General features: G+C 56.2%; 12 protein-coding genes and 1 riboswitch. Of the genes, 4 read left to right on the top strand and 8 right to left on the bottom strand.

Annotation, left to right across the window (positions count from 1 at the left end; translation table 11 throughout):
* Positions 1-96 precede the first annotated feature (96 nt).
* Both AC2FD9_RS12660 and AC2FD9_RS12655 read left to right on the top strand, forming a co-directional pair.
* On the top strand, positions 97-1,074 hold the full coding sequence (locus tag AC2FD9_RS12660; RefSeq protein WP_496837194.1) for an HpcH/HpaI aldolase/citrate lyase family protein: 978 nt from the start codon (positions 97-99) through the stop codon (positions 1,072-1,074).
* Positions 1,075-1,324: 250 nt separating this feature from the next.
* Positions 1,325-2,290, top strand: a complete 966-nt coding sequence (locus tag AC2FD9_RS12655; protein ID WP_282169647.1) for a GlxA family transcriptional regulator — start codon at positions 1,325-1,327, stop codon at positions 2,288-2,290.
* Between the two features lie 31 nt (positions 2,291-2,321).
* On the opposite strand, the gene AC2FD9_RS12650 is transcribed toward AC2FD9_RS12655, so the two are convergent.
* From AC2FD9_RS12650 to AC2FD9_RS12620, 7 genes are all read right to left on the bottom strand, one after another.
* A complete protein-coding gene (locus AC2FD9_RS12650) occupies positions 2,322-4,190 on the bottom strand; it encodes an adenylate/guanylate cyclase domain-containing protein (RefSeq protein ID WP_496837192.1) in 1,869 nt (622 codons plus the stop codon).
* A gap of 66 nt (positions 4,191-4,256) precedes the next feature.
* Entirely contained in the window at positions 4,257-4,949 is a 693-nt protein-coding gene (locus tag AC2FD9_RS12645) for a thiamine ABC transporter ATP-binding protein (RefSeq protein WP_496698098.1), read from the bottom strand.
* The gene (locus AC2FD9_RS12640; protein WP_496837189.1) at positions 4,936-6,483 is read right to left on the bottom strand and encodes a thiamine/thiamine pyrophosphate ABC transporter permease ThiP; all 1,548 of its coding nucleotides are present in this window, start codon (positions 6,481-6,483) and stop codon (positions 4,936-4,938) included. Before AC2FD9_RS12640 ends, AC2FD9_RS12645 begins: the two co-directional genes overlap by 14 nt.
* Positions 6,459-7,439 carry a thiamine ABC transporter substrate binding subunit gene (thiB, locus tag AC2FD9_RS12635; protein ID WP_282119270.1) on the bottom strand — a complete coding sequence of 327 codons (981 nt, stop codon included), beginning with the start codon at positions 7,437-7,439 and terminating at the stop codon, positions 6,459-6,461. The genes AC2FD9_RS12640 and thiB overlap by 25 nt, the downstream gene beginning before the upstream one ends.
* A gap of 33 nt (positions 7,440-7,472) precedes the next feature.
* Positions 7,473-7,578: riboswitch (TPP riboswitch) on the bottom strand.
* Between the two features lie 137 nt (positions 7,579-7,715).
* The gene (locus tag AC2FD9_RS12630; protein WP_282119271.1) at positions 7,716-9,080 is read right to left on the bottom strand and encodes an ArsB/NhaD family transporter; all 1,365 of its coding nucleotides are present in this window, start codon (positions 9,078-9,080) and stop codon (positions 7,716-7,718) included.
* Between the two features lie 24 nt (positions 9,081-9,104).
* Positions 9,105-9,593, bottom strand: coding sequence for a CBS domain-containing protein (locus AC2FD9_RS12625; RefSeq protein WP_058272048.1), 489 nt, complete (start codon positions 9,591-9,593; stop codon positions 9,105-9,107).
* 320 nt (positions 9,594-9,913) lie between these two features.
* Complete coding sequence (locus AC2FD9_RS12620) at positions 9,914-10,678, bottom strand: enoyl-CoA hydratase (protein WP_282169643.1); 765 nt, start codon at positions 10,676-10,678, stop codon at positions 9,914-9,916.
* Positions 10,679-11,154: 476 nt separating this feature from the next.
* Between AC2FD9_RS12620 and AC2FD9_RS12615 the strand changes: the two genes are divergently transcribed.
* Positions 11,155-11,940 carry a HalD/BesD family halogenase gene (locus AC2FD9_RS12615; protein ID WP_282169642.1) on the top strand — a complete coding sequence of 262 codons (786 nt, stop codon included), beginning with the start codon at positions 11,155-11,157 and terminating at the stop codon, positions 11,938-11,940.
* 237 nt (positions 11,941-12,177) lie between these two features.
* Here AC2FD9_RS12615 and AC2FD9_RS12610 read toward each other — a convergent pair whose 3' ends face one another.
* The gene (locus AC2FD9_RS12610) at positions 12,178-13,221 is read right to left on the bottom strand and encodes a zinc ABC transporter substrate-binding protein (protein WP_496837186.1); all 1,044 of its coding nucleotides are present in this window, start codon (positions 13,219-13,221) and stop codon (positions 12,178-12,180) included.
* A 56-nt stretch (positions 13,222-13,277) separates the two neighbouring features.
* On the opposite strand from AC2FD9_RS12610, the gene AC2FD9_RS12605 reads away from it, so the two are divergent.
* Positions 13,278-13,790, top strand: coding sequence for a Fur family transcriptional regulator (locus tag AC2FD9_RS12605; protein ID WP_282169640.1), 513 nt, complete (start codon positions 13,278-13,280; stop codon positions 13,788-13,790).

The raw sequence follows: 13,790 nt of genomic DNA, 5'->3' as shown, positions 1-13,790 counted from the left end.
ATGGCGCGGTTGAAGCCAAGGTCAAAGCCGAGGTTGCAGAGCTTTGCGCTAAATTCCCGATCTATCCAAACCTGTAAGACGAAGGATCCCAAAACCATGAGCTTTCACAACATCGACCAAGCCCCCGCACGCCTGAACCGCAGCGAGCTGGCCGTTCCGGGCAGCCAGCCCGGAATGTTCGAAAAGGCAGCGAAATCGGATGTGGACGTTATCTTCCTTGATCTGGAAGACGCCGTCGCGCCTGATGAAAAGGAACAGGCCCGCAAGAACATCATCGAGGCGTTGAACGATATCGACTGGGGCAACAAGACCATGTCGGTGCGGATCAACGGGCTGGACACGCACTATATGTACCGTGATGTGGTGGATGTGGTCGAACAGGCCGGCGAACGGCTGGACCTGATCATGGTCCCCAAGGTTGGAACCGCTGCGGATGTCTATGCAGTTGACATGCTGGTGACGCAGATCGAGGACGCCAAAGGTTACAAGAAACGGATCGGATTCGAACACATCATCGAAACCGCGCTTGGCATGCAGAACGTCAGCGAGATTGCGGCCGCCTCAAAACGCAACGAAAGCTTGCATTTCGGGGTTGCCGACTATGCGGCATCGACCCGTGCCCGGACCACAATCATCGGCGGTGTAAACCCCGACTATTCCGTTCTGACCGATGCGGATGCAGATGGCGGGCGCATGACGCATTGGGGCGATATGTGGCACTATGCACTGGCCCGCATGGTCGTCGCCGCCCGAGCCAACGGCCTGCGCCCGATTGACGGGCCCTTCGGTGACTTTCAGGATCCAGACGGGTATCGCGCGGCAGCGAAACGCGCGGCCGTTCTGGGATGTGAAGGAAAATGGGCTATCCACCCCAGCCAGATTGTCCTGGCCAATGAGGTCATGTCGCCATCAGATGCCGAAGTCACCAAAGCACAGCGCATACTCGTAGCCATGTCCGAGGCTGAATCGGCTGGCAAAGGCGCTGTGTCTCTGGATGGTCGCCTGATCGACTATGCCTCGATCCGTCAGGCCGAAGTACTGGTCGAAAAGGCTAGTCAAATCGCTGCGGCATAAGCATCTGTATTACAAGCATTCCTTGGCGCGGGGTCTTTTGGGTCCCGCGATTGGGTCTTAACGTCTCGTGGTCTACATATTATCGCCGCGACCGGCACCTTGGATTTGCGCGCGGACTTGCACCTTGCTTTCAATCTGATGATCGGTTCAAACTAAGCCCTCGCCAGTTGATTTACAGCTGCCCCAAAGACTGACCGGCTCTTGCAAAAAAGGGCTAACGTGCTGGCAAAGAACAACAAGAACTCATCGAATGTTAGCACCTACAGACAGATCAAAGACTGAACAGCGAATAACATTCGAGATCTTCGTGCAGGCCGAGTTTGCGTATCTTGAGCTGTCATCCATCATTGCAGTTTTGCAGACGGCAAATGATGTTCTCAACCGCGACCTTTTTCGGTGGCAGATTTCGTCGGACACGCCCGGTCTGGTGTCCAGCAGTTCAGACCTGATTGTGCGGGCAACGCCTGCCATCTCTGACCAGTATCTGAGCGATTGCCTGTGTGTTGTGGGCGGTCAGTTGGGAGATGTCAGCACATGGCTGCGACGCGTCCGGGCAATGCAAAAACACAAACGACCAGTTGCCTTGTTTTCGGACGCGGCACGCGAATACATCAAGGCGACAGTGCAACAATCCGGGCCGGTCACGGCACATTGGCGCGACATTGGTTTGCTGCGTGAGATAGGGGATTATCCCATGCTTTCTGAGAGTCTTGTTGCCCGAAATGGAGCAGTGTTGACTTGCGCCGGGCACGGTCATACCGCCGAGGCGATCATCGGCATTCTGGCCGAGGTTCTTGAGCCTCAAGATAGGGCTGAACTGGCCTGTCAATTGATGCTGAACGACGTTCGGGGCCACGCGCAAGAGCAACCCAAAGGTCTGAGCGCGAACCCAAATTTCCTGGAAAAGCGGCTGCAAAACGCGATCCGCATCATGGAAGAAAACACCGAACACCCGTTGCCAACGGCCAGCCTTGCCCGCCGCGTGGGCGTATCTACCCGGCAGTTAGAGCGTCAGTTCATGCTGCACCTGAGCACGTCGCCCGGAAAATTTTATAGAAAGATCAGGTTGAAAAAAGCGTTTACTCTGGTCTCGAACTCGCAAATGCCGATTATTGACATCGCCATAGCCTGCGGTTTTGCGTCAACCTCTACGCTTGCCCAGACATTCAAGGCCGAATACGGCAAAACACCAAAACAACTGCGGCGCACGGAGTGACCATTATACGGCCACTGGAATTCCTGGCAGGTTATGCTGAGGGGCGAAGGGTCTTATCTGCATCGCAAAGGCGGTAGACATTCACTTTCCTTGAACGTCCTTTGACCGTGAATTCGCCGCAGTCGATCAGATGAAAAGCCGGGTTGATCAGTCGGGCTGTGGCATCGCTGATCAAAATCGTGGTTTGCTCGTCACTTGGCAGCTCGCCTACAAGGGTCTCGATCCGGGCACAGGTGTTCACTGTGTCGCCGATCACCGTGTAATTCATCCTGTCGACGGCCCCGATGTTGCCGACAATCAGCGGTCCGGTGTGCACCGCGATTTTGACGCCGTACTCGACGCCAGCCTCAGCTAGTGATCGCTTGATTGCCATTGCAGCCCGGCAGGCGCGTTCGGCATGGTCCGTCTGGTCCTGGGGCGCGCCCCAGAACGCCATCGCCGCGTCGCCGATGTATTTGTCGAGCGTTCCGCCCTCGGCTTCTATACAGCGGTTCAGGATTTCGAAATGCCGGTTCAGCATTGCTGCCGTGGCTTGTGGCGTCATGGCCTCGGATGCGGGTGTGAACCCCACGATGTCGGCGAACATGACGGTAAGTTCGACTTCGCGCGGCAACACAAGGTTAGGGTCTCCGGTCTTTAGCATTTGCCGTACAAGGGTTCGGGGCAAATAAGTTTGAAACCAGCGCAGCCCGTCGAGCATCTTGTTGAAGGCAACAGCCTGAAGGTTCAGTTCTGAGACCCGAGAGGGGGGCAGGTGGTCGATTTGGTTCAGATTCAGTTCGCTGATTTTGATGGCTTCTTCGGTCGACCTGTGAATGGGTGCCGCCAATCGTCTGGCCAACACAAGCGCCGCAATGACCGAAGCGATCAGTAAACCAAGACTGACCAGGGCGGCATCACTCAGCCGGGACCATTGGTTGCTCCAATCGCTCAGTGGAGAATACTGCCCGATCACCCACGGCTCAGATCCGAAGCCGCTAACGATGCTTGTCAAAACCAGGTGTTCTCCGTCCAGCGCCTCGACCACATATCCGACAAATGTTCCATCGTTGCCCTGAAACTCGGGTGGCTGCATCAGCATTTGTGAGATGACCGCGTCATCAAGTGCTGCGACCGAATGCAAGGGGGCGTTTGAACTTAACGTGTTTGCAGACAGGTTCAGCAATTTGGGATGGGCCAGAACGCGGTTGTCACCGTACAGAACAAAACCGGTTGCCCCGTATTTCCCGCTTAACTCGTCGACCAGGCCCGAGAAATGGTGAACGGTAGAAGAAACGAGCACGGCCCCGAGAAAAATACCGTCTTTATAGGCAGGTACAGTCGCTGAGATATGTGTCCGGCCCTGGTCAAAGAAGGGTTCGTTCCAGACCAAACCATCATAGCCTTTAACATCTTTAAGATACTGAAGCGTGCCTGCAGCCGGAGGCTCGTATGACGTTATTAAACGTGGCCCCTCAACATCCGTGATATGTGTTGAAATGAACAGACTGCCGTCAGGATACACGATGGCAAGATCTGTCAGATATGGGACCGAAGCCACCACGCCTTTGAAGTAGGCTTTCAGAAAATCGGTGTCGTGCAGATCGACTTCACCCGTGCTTGCGTCTTCTTGTAGGGATTGCGCCAGTTCCTCGATCGGTGTCGTCAGGCTAAAGACATCGTCTTCGATGGATTCGACGATCATCGCGGCAGACGTATTCAACAGTTCCGTCGTGTTCTGAAAATTGGCATAAGTCGAAACCAACAGAACTGCGCCAGCCGATATTGCCACCAGTCCGCCAATGGTCAGCGCCAGCAGAGTAGAAATCCGGATTTTTAACCTTGTCTGGCGGTTGCTTTGCGCCCGGGCGCTTTTGTCGATCACGCCAGTGTGCTGCGTATGCTTGTCTTCGTTGACCATCTTTGAACGATATTTAGCTTGGCGACCCGTTACAACGTCTCGTTGACGTCTGAGACGGGATCGCCGCTAGCCAAGATACGCACGCAGGCTTGGCGGCGGGTTGTCAAAGAGTTCCGTTGTCTGAACGGGGGCATGCACCGTTTCGTCTGTAACAAGTACGGTTTGGTCGGCAATACGGCGTGCATCCTGCGGATCGTGGCTGACCATCAACAGGGTCGTTTGGGTTTCGGCCACCAGATCGGCCACCAAATCCAGCATTTCGGCTTTCAAGGCTGGCCCAAGGGCGGCAAACGGTTCGTCCAAAAGCAACAGTTCGCGCCGCTGCACAAGTACGCGGGCCAGGGCAACCCGGCTTTGCTGTCCTCCGGACAGTTCCGAGGGTTTGCGCGCGCCCATACCATGCAAAGAAACCCGGCCCAGAGCGGACTGAACCTGTGCACCCTCGTCTGCGGACAACCGACCGTTTGGGCGCAGGCCCAGGGCGATGTTTTGTTCAGCCGTCAGATGCGGAAACAGGTTTCCGTCTTGAAACAGCATCGCCATAGGGCGCTTGCCGGGATGCAAGTTGGAAATCTGCTGACCACCCCAAAAGATCTGACCCTTTTTCAGATCCCGAAATCCAGCGATAGTCTCCAACAATGTGGACTTGCCCGCCCCGGACGGGCCGACAATGGCAATGCTGTTGCCAACCTCGATCTGGATATCGGCGTTTAGGGTGAAATTCCCGTTTTCAATCACGCAGTCGTCAAGCTTCAGCATGCCAGCGCCCTCCTCGGTCCAATAGCCAGAATGCGCCCATGGACAGCAGCAACAGCAGTAATGCCCCGCCGGCAGCAGCCTGCATCTGATAGGCACCCATCAAGCGGTAGATTTGCAAGGGCAGGGTCGCGATCTGCGGATCGGCGAACAGAGCGATCACACCCAGATCACCCATTGACAGAGCCGCCCCAAGACCAGTGGCGAACCCAATCTGCGGACGCATGCGCGGTAGCAAGATGCGCGTGAAAAACGTCCATTTTGTCATATCCAATGAAAGCGCGAGACGTCCGTGCCTGGCGGTTATGTCGCGCGCGGCGGGGACCAGAATGCGTAAAGCAAAGGGCAGGGCCATCGCAGCATTTACCAAAGCAGTGACAGGCAGAGCCAATGTCGTCGGGTTTGCCAAAGGCCGGATTAAGATGAACAGGCCCGTACCGATGACCAATGGTGATGCCGCCAAACCCAAAATGCCACTGAGTTCCACAAGCCCGTACCGGCCGCTCGCGACGGCGGTGGCCATAGGCAAAGCTAGCAATAGTAGGACTGCAGTACTTGCCGCAGCAACAAGGACCGAGATCAGCGCAGCCCGAAAAACGATTGCGGGCAAGTCAAACAACCCGGCAACTCCCGAAATTACGACCGATGCTAAAGGCAGTAGCAAAAAGACGGCCGCTGCGACGATCCAGAATACATCTATCGTCGGCGCACCCCCATCCCAGCGGCGCAAGGCGCGATCGAGACCTGTTCCAAAACCGTCCCCGCGCGAAAACTTCAGCGCCACCAAAGCGGTCGCAGCTGTCAGGGCAAGTTGCAGGGCGGATAACAGGGCGGCGCGACCCAAGTCGAAATCGTAGGTAAAAGCCTGATAGATTGCCAGTTCGATTGTTGTAGCCCGTGGCCCTCCGCCCAAGGTCAGGGCGACGGCGAAGCTGGTCAGGCAGATGGCGAAGATTACCGCCAGAACCCCGGGCAGGGTCCGTTTGAGCATGGGCATCTCGATCAGTCGAAACATGGCCATACCATTGCAGCCCAGTTGTGCGGCCAGGCGAAACCGTTCTGCCGGAATTTCCTGCCAGGCTTGCAACACAAGGCGTGTGGCCAGGGGTAGGTTGAAGAAAACATGCGCCAGTACAACCCCATGCAAGCCGTAGATGCGTATGGGCGGCAGGCCGAAAATGCCAAGGAAGTCCGAGATCCATCCCGACCGGCCAAAGACTTGCAGCAGACCCAGAATGGCAACGATGACCGGCAGGATGAAGGGCGCACCCAAAAGCGCAATTAAAGCCCGTCGGCCGGGGAACCTCCGACGTGCCAAAGCCCGCGCAACCGGCACGGCCAACACCACGCTGAACAATGCGGACAGCGTGGCCTGGGTCAGCGTGAAGCGCAGCGCAGCCCAGTCAGCGGGACTGAACCCGCCGCTGGTTTCAGCACGCAGTGCAACCGCCGTAAGAGTGCCCAGGATTAGCGCGGCGACCAGAGCTGCCGCACCGATACCGGGCCATGGGCTTACTGGCTGAGCGCGTTCTGCCATTCTGCCAGGGCCTGATCCCGCACGGCGGCGGCTTCATCGGGGGAGAACAGCAGCGACTTTGCCGGCACTGTCAGGGTGTCGAACCCTGCAGGCAAACCTTCTGCCGGGGTTACGGCCGGGTACATCCAGTTGGTTGTCGGTATAATTTGCTGGAACGCATCCGAGACCATGAACTGCAAAAACTGATCCGCCAATTCGGCCTGATCCGTCGCGGCCAGCTTTGCCGCAACCTCAACTTGCAGATAGTTGCCCTCGTCAAAAGCGGACGCAGCCTTGCTGCCATCGTCCTCGGCAATCAGGTGATAGGCCGGAGATGTCGTATAGCTGAGAACCATGTCCGACTCGCCCTCAAGGAACAGGCCGTACGCTTCGGACCAGCCTTTTGTGACCGTCACGATATTGTCGGAAAGACCAGTCCAGATTTCGGGTGCATCATCACCATACGCCGCTTTAACCCACATCAGCAGACCCAGACCGGGCGTGGACGAGCGAGGGTCCTGGATGATGATTTTGGTGTCGCTGTCCGCCAGCTCCCGGAAGTTCGCAGGCGCGGTCGCATCCGCTTTGTGAACGAAGGCGAAGTAGCCCCAGTCATACGGTGTGAACGTGTCATCGGTCCATTCGATCGGCAGCGCGAAGTCGGCAGAAACGGAATTGGGCGCAAACAGGCCGGTTTCCCGGGCCGCTGCAATCAGGTTGGTATCCAGACCAAGCACGACGTCGGCGTCAGAGTTTTCACCCTCAAGCCGGACACGCGACAAAAGTGCGGCACCATCTTCGACGCCCACGAGGTTCAGCTCGCAGTCGCAGGTTGCCTCAAAGGCTTCTTTGACCTGCGGGCCGGGGCCCCAATCGGATACAAAGCTGTCATAGGTGTAAACGGTTAGCTGAGGCTTGTCGGCGGCGATGGCCGTAGTTGCACTCAGAAGTCCCGCAGCAATTAGCAGATGTTTCATGTCATCCTCCATTGCGGCGAGAGGGCAAGGATGGATGAAACCGAAACCCTTCCCTCCGCCGGTTCTAGCCGGTTCAGGTTCTACGGGTTCGCTTGATAAGCATCTCAGCGCGGCAGGCCGTGCTCCCCGAGGTGAGGCCGTCACTAGGGGGGATTGGCTAGAAAGACAACCAAATTCGGTGCCTCAGCGCGGTGCGTGTCACATGCGGGCAAGTAAACCTGTCCGGAGTCGGACGCCCTTTGAACCTGTAATACGTTTGGTTCAAAGGGCCATAGGTCAGAAGTAACGCAGCCAAATATAGACGTTCGCGATCATCAGGGTCAGGATCATGATCGGGAATGCAATTTTGGCGAAGGCGATGAAGCCGATGGGCTGCTTGGCCTTTTCCGCAAAAGCAGCCACCGTAAGGTTGGCGCTTGCCCCCAACAGTGTACCGTTGCCGCCCAGACAGGCCCCAAGCGCCAGCGACCACCAAAGGGGTTCAATCGCGTCCTTGCCGCCGAACGTGTCTGCGGTGGACTCGATCAGAGGGATCATCGTTGCCACGAAAGGAATGTTGTCGAGGATTGCGGACAAAATGCCGGAGGCCCAAAAGATGAAGAACGCGGTCCACATCATGTCGCCTTGGGTCAGCTCCAGCACTTTCTCACCAAAGAATGCCAAGAGGCCAACATGTTCAACACCGGCAACAATGACGAACAGCCCACCGAAGAAAAAGATTGTGACCCATTCAACTTCACCAAAAATGTGGTGAACCGACTCGGATTGTTCTTCACCGCTTTGGTGGCCATAGGCCAGCAGCATCAACAGGCCAGCACCGGCCAACGCTGACGTACCGGGCTGAATGCCGTAGCTGTGCCCCAGCGTGAACCCCAGCAAAACCAGAGCCAATACGGCCAGAGACTTGATCATCAAGACAACATCAGTAACCGCTTCGGATTCGTTGAACCCCATAATCCGATCGCTGGCCGATTTCGGAATGCGGGCCAGTTCCTTGCGGTTCATAAGGTAAATAATGCCGGTCAGGACAACCAGACATATGGCCGAGATAGGCGCCAGGTTCACCACGAAATCGTTGAAGCTCAACCCTGCGGCCGAGCCAATGATGATGTTGGGCGGGTCACCGATCAGCGTCGCTGTTCCCCCCACGTTCGAGGCTAGGATCTCGGCAACAAAGAACGGGAACACACGCGTTTCCAGGGCTTCAGTGATCAGCAGCGTAATCGGGGCGATCAGCAAAACGGTCGTCACGTTGTCCAGCAGGGCCGAGAACACCGCCGTAATCAGCGTCAGCATGATCAGGATGCCGGTTGGATTGGCTTTCACCGTTTTTGCGGCCTTGATCGCTACGTATTGGAACAATCCGCATTTGCTGGTGATCCCCACGATGACCATCATGCCGATGAGCAGTGCCAGAGTGTTGGCGTCCACACCCGCCACGGCCTGTTCCTGATTGATGATGCCAAACAGGACCATCAGGGACGCGCCCAGCATCGTCAGAATGGCGCGGTTAACCTTTTCGGTGATCAGGACCGCATACACCAAAATCAGAATTCCGGTCGCGATCCAAAGCGGATCAATGCCCAATAGTTGTGGAACAGAGAGAGCGGCCTCTCCGTGTGACGTCGAATGCGTAGCCAAGGTTTTAGTCCGGTTTGTATAGGGTTAGCTGAGTGCGCGATCCAAAAGCGAGTTGGCGCTTACGGTGCCAACGAAACGGTTGGTTTCGGGCTCAACAAGGATCACGTGCCGTTTGAATTTGTAGATCAGGAAGATGCCTTCCATCACCGGCGTATCAGGTGCAGCGACAGGGATGTTCGAGGGCCTCGACATGTTGTCGCGAACCTTTTCGGTCTTCAACCGCTCCATCTGTTGTTCGAAATCATCCCGCGTCAGATTCATGAAGCTGAGCGAGTCGATCGCGACGCGCGACGCATCATCATTTAGACCGATTGTAGCCGCCTTCGGCAGAATCAGTTTCAGCAGCGTCGGGGCGGTAAAGACGCCAACATAAGTCCCGTCTTCAGCCACGACAGGCAGAAACCGTGCCCGGCTGCCCCTGATGATGTTGAAAGCCGTGGCGATGCTTTCATCCGGCAGAATGGTCTTTTGTACCTCAGGCGGCACCATCACGTCATAGCAGGTTAGGCCCATGCTTTTCCTCTGACTTCACGCGGCTATCGGGTGAAACGCCATCCAACAGCCACAGGGCACGCCCTATTTCGGCTTGTTAAAGCGTGTCAGGGCGAATCAAAATTTGTTGATGCGCACTGATTCCATTGCCGGGCGGAATTGACCAGCCCGGTAATGAAATTAAGTTAATATCCTTTCGTTATTGGCGACGTAGGCCAATTACGGAAGGTTGGTTTCAGCTTGGGTTTGCGTCAGTGGCGTTTTGTGCCTCAGCTTTCGTTTCCGAAATAACTGGGGCTGCATTCGAGGCGAGGAAAGCCGTAGTCCCTCAAAGGCGCGGGTCAGCCGTAATTCGGTGCGCGTTTTTGCAGTTTGGCCGCAACGCTTTCGGCGAAATCCGGGGATTGTAGCTGCGCGGCAAAAATCTTGATTTCCGCGGCCATGTGTCCGGCCACTTCGTCACGCTGATTGCGGATCAGGGTCTTTGACTGTTTGAGCGCTACCGGGGATGAGGCTGCAATGGCTTTTGCGATCTCCTGGACTTCGTTCATCAACTCACCGTCGGCAAAGACGCGCGCGACCAACCCGTGGTTCAGGGCCTCGGATGCCGTCAGAACCCGCCCGGCCAGCAAGACGTCATTGGCGACAGCCATACCGAGAGACGCAGGCAGCAACATCGAAGAACCGGCCTCGGGCACCAGACCCAGTTGGACAAATGGAGCGCTGAACGTAGCGCTGTTCGCGGAATAGACCAGATCGCAGTGCAGCAGCATGGTCAGGCCAACACCAATTGCAGAACCGTTGACTGCGGCGATCAGGGGTTTCGGACAATCCCGGATCGCATTCAGGAACCGAATAATCGGATTTTCAGCGTCACCCGCCGGAAGACCGCCTGTCATAAAGTCCTGCAGGTCATTCCCGGCCGTGAACATATCGCCTTCACCAGTGATGACCAGCGCCCGGGCTTGATCGGTTTGACCGTATTCTTCGATGGCTTCAGCTATCGCGGTATACATGGCAAAAGTGATCGCGTTTTTCTTGTCTGTGCGAGAAATCGTGACTGTGGTGACGCGATCCTGAGTGCTGACGATGATATGTTCGCTCATGGCGTTATTCCTTGGATGTCCGGCGGAATTTGTGCCGCGTCGGCTGTGGGTTTCCTGCATGTGGGCAAGTTCGTATGCGGGCAAATAGCCTGCGTCAACAAATCAGGGCGGTTACCTCACGTCGCCGGGCGAGTGTGCCAGATTGATCCCCACTGCTGAATTCAGTGGTGCCTTAACTTTGCAGCGCAGCTACGACTTTTTTTACATCTGGAGGAGATCTACGTCTTTTTGCGTAAGCTATCCGGTAATCCTGCCGCAAAGGGATCGGCGACATGCTCATCCTGATGAGGGTCTCCGACTTTTAATCCATCGCCGTCATTTCTACTGAACAAGCGCCCTCAGGAATAGGCGCTTTCCGCCGGGCAATCCGTTTTTCGGTCAGTGCTTTTGAAATTCTTATGCTCCCCAAAAAGGCTATCCATTGATAAAGCCCTGTTTCAAGCCCTGCTCAGGATAACAGGAAAGGAGGGTCGAAGATGCGTGATGTCTTAAACTTGGATTTGTATCCATTGGACCAGCCGGGCAGCATGGCCTGGCACAGCCTGATCGAACGCTGCAAAGCCGATCTTTCTGAGAATGGATTATTTAACCTGCCTGGCTTTGTTCGCGACAGTTCGCTGGAATCGGCGGTGTCTGAGCTGCAACCGTTTTTTGCCGAAGAGGCTTTTGTCCACGCGCGGCGGCACAACATCTATTTCAGGACGTCTATCGAGGGCCTCGGCAGCGACCATCCGGCCCTGACCCAATTTGAGACGTCTAACAGAACGATTTGTGCCGATCAGTTGGGGCAGGCCATTGTGATCCGCCTCTACGATTGGCCGCCATTTGCGCAGTTTCTGGCTGCGGTCATGGAAAAGCCAAAGCTTTTTGTGATGGATGATCCGCTGGCCCGCGTGAACGTCATGGCTTACTCAGCCGGGCAGGCCCTGAACTGGCATTTCGACAGGTCCGAATTCACCACAACGCTGCTGTTGCAGGCGCCGTCTGCGGGGGGTGAATTTGAGTACGAAAAAGACCTGCGTAGTGATGACAACCCGAATTACGATGGGGTGGCTGAATTGCTGGAAGGCCGGCGCAAGCCCACGCTCATGAAACTGCAGCCGGGGACTTTGAACATCTTCAAAGGCAAAAACACGGCGCACCGCGTCTCGCCTGTTCAAGGCGACCGCGACCGTATGATTGCCGTGTTTTCCTTTTATGATCGGCCAAACGTTCAGTTCACACACGAAGAACGCATCGGGTTTTACGGGCGCGCGTCGTGAGCCGGGATTGCGCATGCCTGACCCGTAACTAGTGTCCGGATCGTTGATCCCGACACCGCTACAGCCTCTGACTGCGTCGTTCTGTTGGGAACTCTAGAAGAAATCTGGCTGAGTTTCCAAACGGGCGAATGCCGCGAGCACCGAAACGAAAAAACCAAGTTTCCGAGAAACCTTTGTGCCCCCGGCGATGTTCAGCCCGCTCTGGATTTCCATGCCAAAACGGGCTGCCCTGTCAGGTCATAGGCATTCCGCCAATGTTTTTGCGATGTTCCGGATCATTTGCGGGTACAGCTTAGCCCCGGGTTCAAGATCAGAACCTAGTGGATCTATCACACCGGTATTCGCTTCGGTTCCGTCCAAGACAGTGGCGACGATGCCGGGGTTGAATTGCGGCTCTGACAGAACACAATTGATCCCTTCTTCGCGAATGCGCCCCTGAATCTCAGAAATCCGCGCCGGGCTTGGATCTGACGCGTCACTAAGCGAAATCGCACCCGACGCGGGAAAGTCGAAGGCGTTCTCGAAATACTGATAAGCATCGTGGAAAACGATGAAGTTACTGCCACGTACAGGTTCCAGAGTTGCACTCACTTCAGCGGCGAGGGATGCCATCTCTGCGCGGGCAGCCGCCGCGTTTGCGAAATATGCACCCGCATTGTCCGGGTCCGCTGCGGAAAGCTGCGCGGCAATCACGTTCAGCCAGGTGTCGGCGTTTTTGGGCGAAAGCCAGGCATGCGGATCATGATCGCTATGCGCGTGGTCATGGTGGTCGTCGTGTTCTGCATGAGCCTCGTGATCGTGGTCTTCACCCTCGGCATGCTCTTCGTGGTCATGATCGTCATGGTCTTTGTCGTCGGCATGATCCTCGTGACCATGATCCTCCTCTTCGGCGTGATCTTCATCGTCATGATCGTGCGCCTCGAACAGCGCATCCTCGCGGAATTCCAGTAGGACGGTGCCATCCACTTCCAACAGGGGGGTGACTGTCGCGCCGTTGGCCAGGGTCTCTACCGCGCCTTCCATCCATGGGGTCAGGTCCTCGCCCATCCAGAATACCAGATCCGCATTTTGCAGGGCAGCCGCCTCGGAAGGGCGCAGGTTGTATTCATGCGGGGACGCGCCGGTTTGTACGATCAGGTTAGGTGTGCCAACACCTTCCATCACGCGCGCCACCAATGAGTGCACCGGAGCAATATCAACTGCAACATTTGGGACATCGGCCATTGCTGTGCCCCCCATAAACGCAGCCGTGATCGAAACAGGAAGAAGCTTTCTGGACATCAAACCCTCTATGTGATTTTATAACGTTGCGAGTGGCATATATGATATGGAATAACATGACAAGTGAGATGAGACCTGCACCTGCTGAAGACTCCGCCCTTGTCGGATTCCAAAAGCACGACCACGCGCACTGCGTCGAAAGTAGCCTGACCGTTGCCGAGACCCGGTGCAAAGAAGAAGGTCTGCGGCTGACTCCCGTGCGGCGCAAGGTTTTGGAGATGTTACTGCAGGAACATCGGGCCTTGGGTGCCTATTCAATTCTTGATCGATTGCGCGACGAAGGCTTCGGATCGCAGCCACCAGTGGCTTACCGCGCCCTCGATTTTCTTGTCGAGAACGGGTTTGTCCACAAAATCGAACGGTTGAACGCATTTGTCGCCTGCGCGCATCCCGGGGCAACACATTCCCCGGCCTTCATGATTTGCAGGAAATGTGATGCTGTGGCCGAAACACATTCAACACCCGCGAAGGGAGAGCTGGGCGCAGCCGCGCGGGCAGTGGGTTTCGAGATCGAGCGGACCGTTGTAGAAGCCGAAGGCGTTTGCCCCGACTGCACCGAAAAGGCGTAG

Source organism: Ruegeria sp. YTSC230 (genome assembly GCF_059609665.1).
This window is presented reverse-complemented; position numbering and strand designations above follow the sequence as displayed.